The organism is Microbacterium sp. 4R-513 (genome assembly GCF_011046485.1).
Lineage (GTDB): Bacteria > Actinomycetota > Actinomycetes > Actinomycetales > Microbacteriaceae > Microbacterium.
Window position 1 is genome coordinate 1 of sequence record NZ_CP049256.1, and the last position, 16,070, is coordinate 16,070.

Annotated in this window: 10 protein-coding genes and 3 rRNA genes; 2 read left to right on the forward strand and 11 right to left on the reverse strand. The window is 65.7% G+C overall.

The genetic code is table 11. The features are described from left to right. Positions 1 to 55 precede the first annotated feature (55 nt). The 4 genes from rrf to G5T42_RS00020 form a co-directional block, all read right to left on the reverse strand. Positions 56 to 172, reverse strand: a 5S ribosomal RNA gene (gene rrf / locus G5T42_RS00005). Between the two features lie 102 nt (positions 173 to 274). Beyond that, a 23S ribosomal RNA gene (locus G5T42_RS00010) occupies positions 275 to 3,380 on the reverse strand. Between the two features lie 416 nt (positions 3,381 to 3,796). Continuing rightward, positions 3,797 to 5,316: ribosomal RNA gene (locus G5T42_RS00015) — 16S ribosomal RNA — on the reverse strand. The 16S, 23S and 5S rRNA genes sit together here, the layout of an rRNA operon. Before the next feature lie 533 nt (positions 5,317 to 5,849). After that, positions 5,850 to 6,485: a UdgX family uracil-DNA binding protein gene (locus G5T42_RS00020; RefSeq protein ID WP_165123781.1), complete on the reverse strand. Its 636-nt coding sequence runs from the start codon at positions 6,483 to 6,485 to the stop codon at positions 5,850 to 5,852. A gap of 57 nt (positions 6,486 to 6,542) precedes the next feature. Here G5T42_RS00020 and G5T42_RS00025 point away from each other — a divergent pair, with 57 nt between their 5' ends. Together G5T42_RS00025 and G5T42_RS00030 are read left to right on the forward strand one after the other, a co-directional pair. Then, positions 6,543 to 7,886 carry a CoA transferase gene (locus G5T42_RS00025; RefSeq protein ID WP_165123783.1) on the forward strand — a complete coding sequence of 448 codons (1,344 nt, stop codon included), beginning with the start codon at positions 6,543 to 6,545 and terminating at the stop codon, positions 7,884 to 7,886. A 56-nt stretch (positions 7,887 to 7,942) separates the two neighbouring features. After that, a complete protein-coding gene (locus tag G5T42_RS00030; protein ID WP_206535675.1) occupies positions 7,943 to 9,076 on the forward strand; it encodes an NAD(P)/FAD-dependent oxidoreductase in 1,134 nt (377 codons plus the stop codon). Positions 9,077 to 9,083: 7 nt separating this feature from the next. Here G5T42_RS00030 and G5T42_RS00035 read toward each other — a convergent pair whose 3' ends face one another. From G5T42_RS00035 to G5T42_RS17520, 7 genes are all read right to left on the reverse strand, one after another. Then, positions 9,084 to 9,920 (reverse strand): DUF4184 family protein, encoded by an 837-nt coding sequence (locus tag G5T42_RS00035; RefSeq protein ID WP_165123788.1) that lies wholly within the window; start codon positions 9,918 to 9,920, stop codon positions 9,084 to 9,086. A 33-nt stretch (positions 9,921 to 9,953) separates the two neighbouring features. Continuing rightward, complete coding sequence (tyrS, locus tag G5T42_RS00040; protein WP_241246023.1) at positions 9,954 to 11,240, reverse strand: tyrosine--tRNA ligase; 1,287 nt, start codon at positions 11,238 to 11,240, stop codon at positions 9,954 to 9,956. 94 nt (positions 11,241 to 11,334) lie between these two features. Next, a complete protein-coding gene (locus tag G5T42_RS00045; protein ID WP_241245889.1) occupies positions 11,335 to 12,282 on the reverse strand; it encodes an aldo/keto reductase in 948 nt (315 codons plus the stop codon). A gap of 53 nt (positions 12,283 to 12,335) precedes the next feature. Then, entirely contained in the window at positions 12,336 to 13,253 is a 918-nt protein-coding gene (locus G5T42_RS00050; protein WP_165123794.1) for a hypothetical protein, read from the reverse strand. Next, positions 13,250 to 13,894, reverse strand: a complete 645-nt coding sequence (locus tag G5T42_RS00055; RefSeq protein WP_165123797.1) for a SatD family protein — start codon at positions 13,892 to 13,894, stop codon at positions 13,250 to 13,252. The genes G5T42_RS00050 and G5T42_RS00055 overlap by 4 nt, the downstream gene beginning before the upstream one ends. 68 nt (positions 13,895 to 13,962) lie before the next feature. Further along, complete coding sequence (gene argH / locus G5T42_RS00060; protein ID WP_165123800.1) at positions 13,963 to 15,393, reverse strand: argininosuccinate lyase; 1,431 nt, start codon at positions 15,391 to 15,393, stop codon at positions 13,963 to 13,965. Further along, positions 15,390 to 16,055 carry a DUF418 domain-containing protein gene (locus tag G5T42_RS17520; protein WP_241245890.1) on the reverse strand — a complete coding sequence of 222 codons (666 nt, stop codon included), beginning with the start codon at positions 16,053 to 16,055 and terminating at the stop codon, positions 15,390 to 15,392. The genes argH and G5T42_RS17520 overlap by 4 nt, the downstream gene beginning before the upstream one ends. Positions 16,056 to 16,070: the final 15 nt, after the last annotated feature.

Here is a 16,070-nt window from a genome sequence, read left to right on the forward strand (position 1 = left end):
GTGCGGCTTAACGTGAAAGGGCCACCCAGCGTTGGGTGGCCCTTTCATGAAAGAAGTCCGGCGGTGTCCTACTCTCCCACAGGGTCGCCCCTGCAGTACCATCGGCGCTGAGAGGCTTAGCTTCCGGGTTCGGAATGGGACCGGGCGTTTCCCTCTCGCTATGGCCGCCGAAACACTATTGATGTTTCAGTCTGCACAACAAAAAGTTCTTGGTGTGCGGTTCTCGACCGTACATCGAGAACCACTCAGTGGACGCAAGCACCAGAAACGGTGTGTTATCAAGTCATCGGCTTATTAGTACCGGTCAGCTTCACGTGTTACCACGCTTCCACATCCGGCCTATCAACCCAGTAGTCTGGCTGGGAGCCTCTCGCCCGAAGGCATGGAAGTCTCATCTTGAGGCCGGCTTCCCGCTTAGATGCTTTCAGCGGTTATCCATCCCGAACGTAGCTAATCAGCGGTGCTCTTGGCAGAACAACTGACACACCAGAGGTTCGTCCAACCCGGTCCTCTCGTACTAGGGTCAGATCCTCTCAAACTTCCTACGCGCGCAGCGGATAGGGACCGAACTGTCTCACGACGTTCTAAACCCAGCTCGCGTACCGCTTTAATGGGCGAACAGCCCAACCCTTGGGACCTACTCCAGCCCCAGGATGCGACGAGCCGACATCGAGGTGCCAAACCATGCCGTCGATATGGACTCTTGGGCAAGATCAGCCTGTTATCCCCGAGGTACCTTTTATCCGTTGAGCGACAGCGCTTCCACAAGCCACTGCCGGATCACTAGTCCCGACTTTCGTCCCTGCTCGACCTGTCAGTCTCACAGTCAAGCTCCCTTGTGCACTTACACTCGCCACCTGATTGCCAACCAGGTTGAGGGAACCTTTGGGCGCCTCCGTTACTTTTTGGGAGGCAACCGCCCCAGTTAAACTACCCACCAGGCACTGTCCCTGAACCGGATTACGGTTCTAAGTTAGACATCCAGAGTGACCAGAGTGGTATTTCAACAACGACTCCACGGTAACTGGCGTCACCGCTTCAAAGTCTCCCACCTATCCTACACAAGCCACACCGAACACCAATACCAAGCTGTAGTAAAGGTCACGGGGTCTTTCCGTCCTGCTGCGCGTAACGAGCATCTTTACTCGTAATGCAATTTCGCCGAGTTCGCGGTTGAGACAGTTGGGAAGTCGTTACGCCATTCGTGCAGGTCGGAACTTACCCGACAAGGAATTTCGCTACCTTAGGATGGTTATAGTTACCACCGCCGTTTACTGGGGCTTAAATTCTGAGCTTCGCCTTGCGGCTAACCCGTCCTCTTAACCTTCCAGCACCGGGCAGGCGTCAGTCCGTATACATCGTCTTGCGACTTGGCACGGACCTGTGTTTTTAGTAAACAGTCGCTACCCACTAGTCTCTGCGGCCTCCAAACGCTTTCGGAGCAAGTCCTAATACGTCGAAGGCCCCCCTTCTCCCGAAGTTACGGGGGCATTTTGCCGAGTTCCTTAACCACGATTCTCTCGATCTCCTTGGTATTCTCTACCTGACCACCTGAGTCGGTTTGGGGTACGGGCGGCTAGAACCTCGCGTCGATGCTTTTCTTGGCAGCATAGGATCACCCACTTTTCATCCGCATCGTGTCTCAGCCTGTATGAGTGACGGATTTGCCTATCACTCGGCCTACGCACTTGCACCAGGACAACCATCGCCTGGCTTGGGCTACCTTCCTGCGTCACACCTGTTAATACGCTAACCGCACCAGCATGGGGTCGTGCGCTAGCTCCAACGTTCGCACCCCGAAGGGATTGATACAGAGGAATTCGGGCACTTAGCACCACTGGATTGATTGGGGCGGTTCTTCGCCGGTACGGGAATATCAACCCGTTGTCCATCGACTACGCCTGTCGGCCTCGCCTTAGGTCCCGACTTACCCAGGGAAGATTAGCTTGACCCTGGAACCCTTGGTCTTTCGGAGGACGTGTTTCTCACACGTCTTTCGCTACTCATGCCTGCATTCTCACTCGTGTAGCCTCCACGGCTGGTTCACACCGCCGCTTCGCTGGCCACACGACGCTCTCCTACCCATCAACACGGCTGGACCACGAAGGCCTACCAATAATGTCAATGCCACAACTTCGGTGGCGTGCTTGAGCCCCGTTACATTGTCGGCGCGGAATCACTTGACCAGTGAGCTATTACGCACTCTTTCAAGGGTGGCTGCTTCTAAGCCAACCTCCTGGTTGTCTGAGCAACTCCACATCCTTTCCCACTTAGCACGCGCTTAGGGACCTTAGTTGGTGGTCTGGGTTGTTTCCCTCTCGACTATGAAGCTTATCCCCCACAGTCTCACTGCTGCGCTCTCACTTACCGGCATTCGGAGTTTGGCTGACGTCAGTAACCTTGTAGGGCCCATCGGCCATCCAGTAGCTCTACCTCCGGCAAGAAACACGCAACGCTGCACCTAAATGCATTTCGGAGAGAACCAGCTATCACGAAGTTTGATTGGCCTTTCACCCCTATCCACAGCTCATCCCCTCAGTTTTCAACCTAAGTGGGTTCGGCCCTCCACGACGTCTTACCGTCGCTTCAGCCTGGCCATGGATAGATCACTTCGCTTCGGGTCTAGGACACGCGACTGAATCGCCCTATTCAGACTCGCTTTCGCTACGGCTACCCCACTCGGGTTAACCTCGCCACGTATCGCTAACTCGCAGGCTCATTCTTCAAAAGGCACGCTGTCACAGCTGCTAGGGCTGCTCCAACGGTTTGTAAGCAAACGGTTTCAGGTACTATTTCACTCCCCTCCCGGGGTACTTTTCACCTTTCCCTCACGGTACTTGTCCGCTATCGGTCATCTGGGAGTATTTAGGCTTATCAGGTGGTCCTGACAGATTCACACGGGATTTCTCGGGCCCCGTGCTACTTGGGATACTCTTCACGTCAAGGGAGGCATTTCGACTACGGGGTTGGCACCCTCTTTGACCGGCCTTTCAATGCCGTTCGTCTATACCTTCTTGTAACGCCGGCTGCTCGGCAGAACAGCCCGAAAAGTCCCACAACCCCGAATACGCAACTCCTGCCGGATATCACACGTACTCGGTTTAGCCTGTTCCGGTTTCGCTCGCCACTACTAACGGAATCGCGGTTGCTTTCTCTTCCTGTGGGTACTGAGATGTTTCACTTCCCCACGTTCCCTCTACCCGCCCTATATATTCAGGCGGGAGTCACTGGGTCGGCACGCCGCCCAGCGGGGTTTCCCCATTCGGAGATCCTCGGATCAAAGTGTGCTTATCCACTCCCCGAGGCTTATCGCAGATTGCTACGTCCTTCTTCGGCTCCAGATGCCAAGGCATCCACCGTTTGCTCTTAAAGACTTGAAATCACATGAGTTTCATCAAGAATCGGAATCGGACCGAAGTCCAACTCGAAATTGACTAATGATCTTTAAGATCATCTATAACGAACCGACCGAAGCCGGTTCGAAGATGCTCGCGTCCACTGTGTAGTTCTCAAAGTACGGGCGGTACCCTTCCCGCGCGCCAGCATCGCCGGCGCCAGAAAAGGTCCTGAGGTTCGGTCGGCCCGATCGCAGATCGAGCACATCCGGTCCCTCAGGACCCAACAGCGTGCATGTGCCGGCAGAGTCACCAGAACCTTTCCAGCTGCAAGCAGCGTACTGAGTCCGGGATCCCCCGTTCGGCACCAAGTCAAATGTTCCACCCATGAGCTGACCAGTCGAGAACATTCGTCTCGAGTCTGGCTCTGGAAGCCCCGAAGAGCTCCAAATGCTCCTTAGAAAGGAGGTGATCCAGCCGCACCTTCCGGTACGGCTACCTTGTTACGACTTAGTCCTAATTACCGATCCCACCTTCGACGGCTCCCTCCACAAGGGTTGGGCCACCGGCTTCAGGTGTTACCGACTTTCATGACTTGACGGGCGGTGTGTACAAGACCCGGGAACGTATTCACCGCAGCGTTGCTGATCTGCGATTACTAGCGACTCCGACTTCATGAGGTCGAGTTGCAGACCTCAATCCGAACTGGGACCGGCTTTTTGGGATTCGCTCCACCTTACGGTATTGCAGCCCTTTGTACCGGCCATTGTAGCATGCGTGAAGCCCAAGACATAAGGGGCATGATGATTTGACGTCATCCCCACCTTCCTCCGAGTTGACCCCGGCAGTATCCCATGAGTTCCCACCATTACGTGCTGGCAACATAGAACGAGGGTTGCGCTCGTTGCGGGACTTAACCCAACATCTCACGACACGAGCTGACGACAACCATGCACCACCTGTATAGAGACCTTGCGGGGCGACTGTTTCCAGCCGTTTCCTCTATATGTCAAGCCTTGGTAAGGTTCTTCGCGTTGCATCGAATTAATCCGCATGCTCCGCCGCTTGTGCGGGTCCCCGTCAATTCCTTTGAGTTTTAGCCTTGCGGCCGTACTCCCCAGGCGGGGAACTTAATGCGTTAGCTGCGTCACGGAATCCGTGGAATGGACCCCACAACTAGTTCCCAACGTTTACGGGGTGGACTACCAGGGTATCTAAGCCTGTTTGCTCCCCACCCTTTCGCTCCTCAGCGTCAGTTACGGCCCAGAGATCTGCCTTCGCCATCGGTGTTCCTCCTGATATCTGCGCATTCCACCGCTACACCAGGAATTCCAATCTCCCCTACCGCACTCTAGTCTGCCCGTACCCACTGCAGGCCCGAGGTTGAGCCTCGGGTTTTCACAGCAGACGCGACAAACCGCCTACGAGCTCTTTACGCCCAATAATTCCGGATAACGCTTGCACCCTACGTATTACCGCGGCTGCTGGCACGTAGTTAGCCGGTGCTTTTTCTGCAGGTACCGTCACTTTCGCTTCTTCCCTGCTAAAAGAGGTTTACAACCCGAAGGCCGTCGTCCCTCACGCGGCGTTGCTGCATCAGGCTTTCGCCCATTGTGCAATATTCCCCACTGCTGCCTCCCGTAGGAGTCTGGGCCGTGTCTCAGTCCCAGTGTGGCCGGTCACCCTCTCAGGCCGGCTACCCGTCGACGCCTTGGTGAGCCGTTACCTCACCAACTAGCTGATAGGCCGCGAGCTCATCCCAGACCGAAATTCTTTCCAGACGTTGAAGATGCCTTCACGTCTCGTATCCGGTATTAGCAGCTGTTTCCAGCTGTTATCCCAGAGTCTGGGGCAGATTGCTCACGTGTTACTCACCCGTTCGCCACTGATCCAGGAAGCAAGCTTCCTTTCACCGTTCGACTTGCATGTGTTAAGCACGCCGCCAGCGTTCATCCTGAGCCAGGATCAAACTCTCCATAAAGAAATGTTGCCGACAACGACCGGAATAAGGTCGAAGCAGCGAGTTTGAACTGACCAAATAGGATGTCATTACTGACATATCCATGTACGCCGGCCCGAAGACCGACGATTTGATCCAAAGGAATCTCACCCAGCCGAAGCTGGAACGAGGTTATTTGGCATTTGACAAGTGCACGCTGTTGAGTTCTCAAGGATCGGATGCTCCTGCTACTCAGCCTCTCAGCCTCGCCCGCAGGGCAACTTCTCTGACCCCACGTCGTCTCTCGCACGTCCGCGGCTTCAGCACGTGCACGTGGCACGCGATCAGACCTCGGGATTCGAGGAGTGGTGGGAACACCCCATCCTAGCCCAACGGGCGGTGATCACTCAAGTTGAGCGACGTTTCAGATGGGGGTTTGGTTCTCCGCTTGAGGGGGGTAAGGCTCTCGGCCTCTCCGCTTCCCTGTGGGGCGAACAAGTAATAAGTTACGCGGGATCCGACACTCGGGCAAATCGAGGGCGCATCCCGGGCGTGTCGCCCCGGTGGAGGGCCGATCACGGCGATTTCGCCTCGCGCGCCGCCAGCGCGAGATCGGCTGCGAGAGAGGCTTGTGCGGCCTGCCGCTCCCCCGGGTCGCGAAGCCTCAGGACGGACGACGGATGCGTCGTGATGACGACGGTGCGCTCGCCGTGCGGGATCGGCCGGCCGCGCTCAGCCCCGATGCGGACCGTGCGACCCAGCACCGCACGCGCCGCCGTCGCTCCGAGGCATACGACCACGGACGGGTCCACCCTCTCGAGTTCGGCCGCGAGCCAGGCATGGCAGGCGTCGATGTGCGCAACGGCCGGCTTGGCGTGGATGCGCCGCTTGCCGCGCTGCTCGAAGCGGAAGTGCTTGACGGCGTTCGTCACGTACACCGAATGGCGGTCGATCCCCGCGGCATCCAGGGCTTCATCGAGCACGCGGCCCGCCGGGCCGACGAACGGCTCGCCCGCGAGGTCCTCGCGATCACCGGGCTGCTCTCCCACGAGCATGATGCGGGCATCCTCGGCCCCGTCACCGAAGACGGCCTGCGTCGCATTCGCCCACAGCTCGCAGCCGCGGCATCCCTGAACCGCCGCGCGCAGACCAGCGACATCGGCATGCTCCGGCACCCAGCGATCGGCGCCGGGACGCTCCGGCTCGGCCATGCCACGAGTCTAGGCGTGGCACTCGCGCCGGACTCGGCTCCGGAATATCGTCCGGGCATGAGCGTGGAGCCGCCGGTCCGCCGGTCCCCCGAGGATGTCGTGCGCGGGTTGGGCATCGTCCCGACCGCGACGGTCGCGGTGCCGAGGCATCCCATCCCGCTCGCCTCCCGCCTGTCCGTCGGCGACCTGGCGTGGTCCAGCGTCGGTGCCGCATCGCTCGCCGCAGCGACAGTCGCAGGCGCCGCGGAGGTCGTGCTCGATCCTGACCGCATCGCACTCGCATACGCGAGCGAGCGATACGGCAGCGTCGACGGCGCGGCGCCGGTGGCGTTCGCCGCTCTTTCGGGGTTCTTCCGCACGTCGGACGGCTGGGTGCGGACCCACGGCAACTACCCCCACCACGCCCGCGCGCTGCGTGACGGCCTGGGGCTCGGAGAGGACGCGGGAGCCGAGGATGCCACAGCCGCCCTCGCCGGCATGCCCGCGGGCGTCGCGGTGCAGGCGATCACCGCGCGCGGCGGCATCGCGTCGGCGGTGTTCCACGAACGCCCGGATGCCGACCAGGCGCTGCGCGCGGAACCCCTGGTCCGCATCACCGGGTTCGGCACCACTCCGCCGCGATCGCTCGCACCCGCGCCGTCGGCGCCGCTCGCCGGTGTCCGGATCCTCGACCTCACGCGGGTCATCGCGGGGCCCGTCGCGACGCGCACGCTCGCGTTCCTCGGCGCTGACGTGCTGAGGATCGACTCGCCGAGACTGGCCGAGATCGGATGGCAGCACCTCGACACGGGCCACGGCAAGCGCTCCGCGCTGCTCGACCTCGCCGATCCCGGCGACCGCGCGCGGTTCGACCGTCTCGCGACGGAGGCGGACGTCATCGTGCTCGGGTACCGGCCGGACGGGCTCGCGCGACTCGGCCTCTCTCCGGGCGAGCTCGTGGAGCGGCATCCCGGGATCATCGTCGCCCAGCTCTCCGCGTGGGGATCTGCCGATCGCCGCGGGTTCGACAGCATCGTGCAGGCGGCATCGGGCATCTCGTGGGTCGAATCGCGGGATGGGTCCGCGCCGGGAGCGTTGCCGGCCCAGGCGCTCGACCATAGCGCCGGCTACCTGCTCGCGGCCTCGATCACGGCGCTGCTCCTCCGGCGTCAGGCGGAGGGCAGGTCGTGGATCGCCGAGACGTCGCTGCGCCGGGTGGCAGCGGAACTGCTCGGGATGCCGCGTACTGCAGAAGCGCCGACGTTCACGCCCGTCGATCCCGCCGCACACACTCAGACGTTCGAGGTCGACGGCTCGGCCGTCACCACCGTGGCACCGGCCGTCGCCTTCGCCGGCGGCCCGACCGGGTTCGCGCCACCGCGGCCGTGGGGCCGGGACGATGCGTCATGGATCGCGCGCTGACCTCGAGCGTGGACGGGGCGGCCGGCCGGCGCTAGCGTGACCTCGAGGTGGTGGCCGTGGACGCTGACGTGGTCGTCGTGGGGGCAGGGCCGGCCGGGCTCGCGGTCGCGGCATGCCTGAAAAAGCGTGGCGTCGAGACGATCGTGCTGGACCGAGGCCAAGCGGCCGGGCAGTCGTGGCGCACCCGCTACGACCGCCTGCACCTGCACACGCCCCGCGCGCAGTCGCGCATGCCGGACCTCCCGATCCCCCGTCGTTTCGGGCGCTGGGTATCGAAGGACGACATGGCCCAGTACATCGATCTCTACGCACGCCACCACGGCATCGTCCCTCGCTTCGGCACCGAGCTCCGGCGCCTCGATCGCGACGGCGACCGGTGGGTCGCCATGGACGGCGACACGCGCTGGACCGCGCGGCAGGTGGTGATCGCCACCGGGTACAGCAACTCCCCCGCCCGCCCGCTCTGGCCGGGCGAGGAATCCTTTCCCGGTGACATCGTGCACGCGGCGGACTACACGAGCCCCATGCCGTACGCCGGTCGGAGCGTGCTTGTCGTCGGGGCGGGCAACACCGGAGCCGAGATCGCGGCCGATCTGACCGAGCACGGCGCCCGGGACGTGCGGCTCGCTGTGCGGACACCGCCCAACGTCATCCCGCGGCAGCTGGGCCCCGTCCCGACAACGGTTCTGGCCATCGGGATGGAGCACGCGCCCCCGCGCCTCGTCGATCCCGTGAACCGGCTGCTCCAGCGCTGGGCGCTCGGCGATCTCACGCGGTTCGGGATGCCTGCGCCCGAGGCAGGGGTCGTGGAACAGGCACGCCGGACGAAGGTGACACCGACGATCGACGTCGGGCTCGTCGCCGCGCTGCGGCGCGGGGACGTCACGCCCGTGCCCGCGCTCGAGTGCTTCGACGCGGGAGAGGCGGTCCTCGCCGACGGGTCGCGGTTCGCACCGGACGCCGTCATCGCCGCGACCGGCTACACCACCGGGCTCGACCCGATCATGGCGCATCTGGGGGTGCTCGACCCGCGCGGACGTCCGCTCGCCACCGGACCCCGCGCACTGCCTCAGGCGCCGGGGCTGAGGTTCATCGGCATGTCGAACCCGCTCAAGGGCCAGCTCTTCCAGATCCGGCTGCATGCGACGGCGATCGCCAAGGCCGTCGCCGCCGAACTGCGCGAGGACTGAGCGCGACCTACGCGGGCACCCGACGACGGGTCGACCGCACGACCTGGACCGCGAGCGCGAGCGCAAGCGTCAGCATCCCCCACACCGCGCATGCGGGCGGGAGCACCCGGTACGCGAGATGCTGCGGGGTGAAGGCGCCATCGAAGGGACCCAGCGCAGCCAGCCCGGCGAGCCAAGCCGCCATGAGCACGACGGGGAGGGACAGCCACCATGCCCATCGCACCCATGCCGGCAGCACGCGGACGGGGGGCAACCGTGGAGATCTGCGGCGGAGCCACAGCAGGCCCCAGACACCGATCACCGACAGCCCGATGACGCTCGAGCCGTACTGCAGCCACTTGTAGCCGGCGAGCGGGCCCCACGGGTTCTCTAGTGCGGGCATCATGGCGACGCCCCAACGGCCCTCATGGGTGAACAGGTCCCACACGATGTGGCTCGCGACGCCGATGGCCAGCGACGCAGCAAGCAGGAGGAACGCCGGCCACGAAGCGCTCCAGCGCTGAGGCCGCCCGTGCTCGCGGACCGGACGGACGCCGAACGTGTCGCGCAGGGCGCCCGCCGCGCCGCGGTCCCACTCCCGCGGAAGCCTCGCCGCCAGCCAGCCGGGCGAGAGCTCCCGCGTCGCGGGGCGCAACGCGCATCGCCACAGCAGGAGAAGGGCGAGCGCCACGAGCATCGTGACGGGGAGCCACGCGAGATCGTGAGTCCGCCCGTAGCCGAGGGGACCGAACCGCACGAAGAGCGGGAGGTCCGGGGTCATCGCCCCGATCGCGATCGCCGCCGGCACGAGCGGGGTGCGCAGGAAGGGCAGCGCGACGACGGCGTGGCTCGGAGTGAACGGCATGCTGGGGGCGGGACGGGATGCCGCGGGCTGACGTCAGGCGACGAAGACGCCGGCGAGCGTCTTCTTGCCACGGCGCAGGACCGACACTCCGCCGGGGAGCGATCCGGCCACGACGGCGGAATCGTCGTCGACGCGCGTGCCATCGACAGACACGCCGCCCTGCGCGATCGCACGGCGGGCCTCACTCAGGCTGGCGACGAGCCCCGTTTCGACGAGCGCCTGCACGACGGGGGTGCCCTGCGGCACGGTGGCGTTCGGCAGCTCGTCGAGCGCCTCGCGCAGGGTGCCGGCGTCGAGGGCCGTCAGATCGCCCTGACCGAAGAGGGCATCGGATGCCGCCACCACGGCGGCCGCGGCATCCGTCCCGTGTACGAAGGTGGTCACCTCGAGAGCCAGCCGTTTCTGCGCGGCGCGGCGGAAGGGCTCGGTGTCGACGAGCCGCTGGTACTCCTCGATCTCGGCGCGCGTGAGGAACGTGAAGATCTTGAGGCGCGTGATGACATCGGCGTCGTCGGTGTTGAGCCAGAACTGGTACATCCGGTACGGGCTGCACATCGCGGGGTCGAGCCAGATGGCGTTGCCCTCGCTCTTGCCGAACTTCGTGCCGTCGCTGTTGGTGATGAGCGGCGTTCCGATGGCATGGACCGACCTGTGCTCGACGTAGTGGATGAGATCGACGCCGCTCGTGAGGTTGCCCCACTGGTCGGACCCGCCCGTCTGCAGCACGCAGTCGTACGTGCGGAAGAGCTCGAGGTAGTCCAAGCCCTGGAGGATCTGGTAGCTGAACTCGGTGTAGCTGATGCCCGCCTCGGAGTTGAGGCGCGCGCTCACCGCGTCCTTCTTGAGCATCGTGCCGACGCGGTAGTGCTTGCCGATGTCGCGGAGGAAGTCGATGGCGCTGAGCGGCGCCGTCCAGTCGAGGTTGTTGACGATGCGCGCGGCATTGTCGCCCTCGAAGCTCAGGAACCGCTCGACCTGCGAGCGCAGGTAGCCGACCCACTCGGCGACCGTCTCTTTCGTGTTGAGGGTGCGCTCGGCGCTCGGGCGCGGATCGCCGATGAGACCCGTGGAACCGCCGACGAGGCCGAGCGGCTTGTGGCCCGCCAGCTGCAGACGGCGCATGAGCAGCAGCTGCACGAGGTTGCCCAGGTGCAGGCTCGGCGCCGTCGGGTCGAAGCCGCAGTAGTACGTGATCGGGCCGCCGGCGAGGAGGTCGCGCAGGGCGTCCTGGTCGGTCGAGACGTGCACGAGACCGCGCCAGACGATTTCGTCCCAGACGTTGTCGAACGTCGGGTCGTTCGCGGGCGCGAGCGCACTCACAGCGGGTTCGGCGGTGGCGGATGACACGCGTTTCAGGCTATCAGCGGGGTGCACGCGCCCCGGCCTCCGGAGGACGGCCGGACGAGGCATCCGCTCAGGCAGGCGTATTCAGGCGATCGAGCTGGTCGCTCGCGAGCGCGAGCCGCACACCGTCGAGTGCGCTGTCGAGCTGATCGAGCTTGCTGCCTCCGAGCATGGGACGGATGCCGCGAGCCACCTGCCACGCGAGCACGACCTGTCCGCGCGTCGCATCGAGCTCGGCGGCCACGGCATCCAGCGCCTTCAGTCGCGCCACGGTGCCGGGATGCTCGTACACCTCCGGAATCTCCTTGGCGGGGTTGTCGTACGCGCCGCCCAGCAAAGGCGTGTACGCCCAGACCTCGAGGCCGTGCGTCTCGGCGTAGTCCAGATGCTCGTCGCTCAGCGCGCCGAAGCGGTGCTCGACTCCGGGCGGGCGGGTACCGGGGCGGACGCGCAGGTAGGTGCTGTTGTGCTGGAGGGCGTCGATCGGTGTCGAACCGATCGCTCCCGCGTGCGCCCGCGCTCGCTCGATGCGCCACGCGGGGTGGTTGGATGCCCCGACCCGCCGCACCAGCCCGGGCGAGGTGAGCTCGGCGAGCGCCTCGACGGTCTCTTCGATCGGGACGGCGCGATCCTCCTGATGGAGCCACAGCAGGTCGACCGACTCCACGCCGAGACGGTCGAGACTGCCGGCGAACGCGTCGAGCACGGCGCGGCGCGACAGGCCGGCCCGTCGCTCGGGCCAGGATCCCGCCCAGAGGGGCTCGGCGCCCAGCTTGGTCGCGACGCGCACCCGATCGCGGACGTCCGGACGTGCCGCGAGCCAGCGTCCGAGCACGCGCTCGCTGTCGCCGCCCTGGCCGGAGTCGCTCGCCCAGAAGCTGTAGCAGTCCGCGGTGTCGATCCAGACGCCGCCGCGCTCGACGAAGCGGTCGAGCAGTGCGAACGACGTCGTCTCGTCGATCGTCGTGCCGAACATCATCGCGCCGAGGACGAGGGGCGTGGTGGGGGGGTGTCGCAAAAGTCATGGAGCAACTCTGCATCTTGGAGTTCGCTCGAAGTCAAGCCTGGACGTCACGGAGTCGCGAAGGCCCACCACACGAGGAAGGCGCCCGCGAGCGCGATGACCCAGCTGACGAGGCTGCCGATGAGGAAGTACTCGGCGCGATTGCCGGCCGCGCTGTCGCGGGAGATCTCGGGGAAGCGCACGATGCCCTTCGCCGCGAGCACGGCAGCCAGGAGGGGATACATCACGGCGAGCGTCAGCGCGAAGACGAGGATGCGCTCGAGCGGGCCGATGAGCCGGCCGCCCTTCAACGACGGCTCCGCCGCGATGGGCACCGCCTCGGCGACGGACGGTGCGGAAGGCGCTTCAGAGACCTCGTCGGGGGTGACGGATGCCTCGTCGGGGGTGACGGATGCCTCGGCGGGGGTGGCGGACCCTGCGGCGGGGGTGGCGGCATCCGTCGTCGAATGGTCCGGGGCGAGCCCGGCCGGAGGTGCGGACACCTCGACCCCGGTGACGGACGTGGCGTCGAAGGGAGTGCGCGCGACCTGCACGTCCTCCTGCTGCAGGGCCGTGCGGACGACGACGTTGGCCGACTCCATCAGGAACACGACGGTTCCGAGGACCAGAACCATGGCGTCGAGGCTGACGACCCCGAAGGGGGTGGGGAGCGCCCACACCGCGCCGATGACTCCCGCGTCGGAACGCGGCGGGACGACGGCGACGAGGATCGCGCACAGCGCCCCGAGGACGACGACGGGCCAGAATCCGGCACGGGCGCGGGCGCCGATCGGCGAGAGCCACGCCCACAGCGCGGCTACGATGATCGCGCCGAGAGCTGCGACGAGGGAGTCGGACAGCACGCCGAAGACGATCAGCACGACGGCGCCGATCAGGAGTCCGATCCACCGCCGGACCGGAGCGACGAAAGCGCGCAGCAGATCGGCCGCGCCCACCGCGAGAAGCGTCAGACCCGCGGCGATCATGCGGCATCCGCCCGCAGGACGAGGAAGCCCTCGACGACGGCAGCGGCACCCGAGCTCGCGAGCGCCTGCGACACGGCGGGCTGCGTGATCGCCTCCTGCCGGGCGAGGTCGCGCTGCGTCCGGCCGAGGCATCTCCCGAGCGTCAGACGGCGGGCGCGCTCGTTCATAGTCCCCACGAGCTGGTCGCGTGCGAGGAGGTACGAATTGGCGAGCGCCGCGGCCGTGTGCACTCCAGCATCTTCGTCGGGGGATGCGACAACCCACGTGCGCGCGCTCGGCGCGGCGCGCTGCTGCTTCGCGTGGACCGTCTCGATCGCGGCGCGTGCCGCCCACCAGCCGGGGCCGTCCTGCAGGCGGCCGCTTGCCGAGTCGAAGGTCTCGACCGGGCCGATGCCCAGCCCGAAACGGCATCCGACGTCGTCCGGCAACGCGAGCTGGAGCAGGAGCAGCGAGGCCAGAGCGTGGTCGAGTGTCGCGTAGACGCCCTGCAGCTCGTCGCCGACCGTCGGACGGAGCGGCTCGAGAGCCAGCGGCAGCTCCTTCTCGATCTCCTCGATCGTCGTATCGAGCATCCGCTGCGCGTCAGCCCGATCGACCAGGCGCCGGGAGCCGACGATGTCGGCGATCGTTGCGATGACCATGGGATAAGGGTATCACTTATCTTGCAGGAAGATAAGTGATCGGCTTATCTTTCTCAATTGATAAGTGATTACAACCCGAGCGCATGCACGGCCGACTGCGCGCGGCTCACGAGTTCGACCCGCTGCTCCGCGACGCGGTCGGGAGCCGTGCCCCCGGATGCCGAACGCGACGCAACAGACCCCTCCACCGTCAGCACGGCTCGGACGTCGGGGGTCAGGGCCGGCGAAACAGACGCGAGCTGCTCGTCCGTGGCCTCATGCAACTCGATGCCCCGCTCCTCGCAGAGACGCACGAGCGACCCGGAGATCTCGTGGGCGTCCCGGAACGGCACACCCTGCCGCACGAGCCAGTCCGCGACATCCGTTGCGAGCGAGAACCCGAGCGGTGCGAGCTCGGCCATCCGCTCGGTGTCGAATGCGAGCGTCGCCACCATGCCCGCGAAGGCGGGAAGAACGAGCTCCAGCGTCGTGACGGAGTCGAACACCGGCTCCTTGTCCTCCTGCAGATCGCGGTTGTACGCGATGGGCAGGCCCTTGAGCGTCGTCAGCAGGCCCGCGAGGTTGCCCACCAGTCGCCCCGCCTTGCCGCGCGCGAGCTCGGCGATGTCGGGGTTCTTCTTCTGGGGCATGATGCTCGACCCGGTCGAATAGCCGTCGTCCAGGGTGACGAAGCCGAACTCGCGCGTGTTCCAGAGGATGACGTCCTCCGCGAACCGCGACAGGTCGATCCCGATCTGCGCGGCGATGTACGCGAACTCGGCGACGACGTCGCGTGCGGACGTCCCGTCGAGCGAGTTCTCGGAGGGACGCGCCATGCCGAGTTCGCGGGCGACGAGCGCCGGATCGAGGCCGAGGCTCGACCCGGCAAGGGCTCCCCCGCCGTACGGCGACACCGCTGCGCGCGCCGACCAGTCGCGCAGGCGCTCGAGGTCGCGCACGAGCGGCCAGGCGTGCGCCTGCAGATGATGCGCGAGCAGGATGGGCTGGGCGTGCTGCAGATGCGTGCGGCCCGGCATGATGGCGTCCGGATGGGCTTCGGCCTGCGAGACGATCGCGTCGATGAGGCGCAGGATGTCGCGAGCGATGACGCGCGAATGATCTAGCAGATACATCCGCACGAGAGTCGCGATCTGATCGTTGCGGCTTCGTCCGGCACGGAGCTTTCCGCCGAGCTCGGGTCCGACCTCGCGCAGGAGCGCCGCTTCGAGCGCGCCGTGCACATCCTCATCGGACGGAGAGGCACGCAGCGTGCCGTCCTGGATCCCCTGGGCGAGCACATCGAGCCCCGCGTGCATCGCACGCTCCTCGTCGGCTGTCAGGTACCCCGCCGCGGCGAGCGCCTTGGCATGAGCGTGGGAGCCGGCGATGTCGTAGAGCGCGAGCGTCCAGTCGAAGTGCGTCGACCGGCTCAGCGCCGCGAGCTCGGGCGCCGGCCCCGACGCGAATCTGGCGCCCCACAGTGCGCCTTCGTTGGTTCCTTCGCCCTTCGCGTCGCTCACCGCTCCAGCCTATCGGGGGCGGTTGCGGGCGCTCGGCCCGGGACGAGCAGCCGCGCCAGCCGATCGGTCGTCCACTCGAGCGGGCCGCGGCCCACGAGCAGCGCCCATGCGGTGCACCCGGCGATCACCCCGAGTGCGATCGGCAGGAACGGCGCCAGCGCGCGGAAGTCGGTGAGAGCGCCGGTGTCTCCGAGGGCGGAGCCGGCCCAGGCAGCCCACACGAGGATCTGCGCGGCGTACGCCGTCAGCGGCATCGCACCCGTCGCCCGAAGGGGAAGCACGATCCACACGACGGGCGTGCGGCACAACAGCAGGCAGCCGCCGAGCACCGCCAGGGCGAAGCCGCCCGAGCCGACCACCTCGAGCACGCCGCTGGAGTGCGGAAGCGCCGTCCAGGCGGCACCGGGCGAGTCGGGATCGACCTCCGCGCCGGTGCCTGTCGCGACGTGCAGACCGTACCCGACCAGCGCGAGGATCGCGCCGGCGAGCAGCGTCCTGACCTGAACGGCGAGGCTCCGCACGCCCGCGCGGGCCACGCCCATACCGGCGAGCACGAACGCGATCCAGACCGTGAAGGGATAGTGCCAGCCGAGGATGAGCGCGAGGTCGCTCCCCCTGCGGTCGTCCAGATGGGGAGCCGATCGAGGGTCACCTGGACCCACGGCATCACGAGCCCG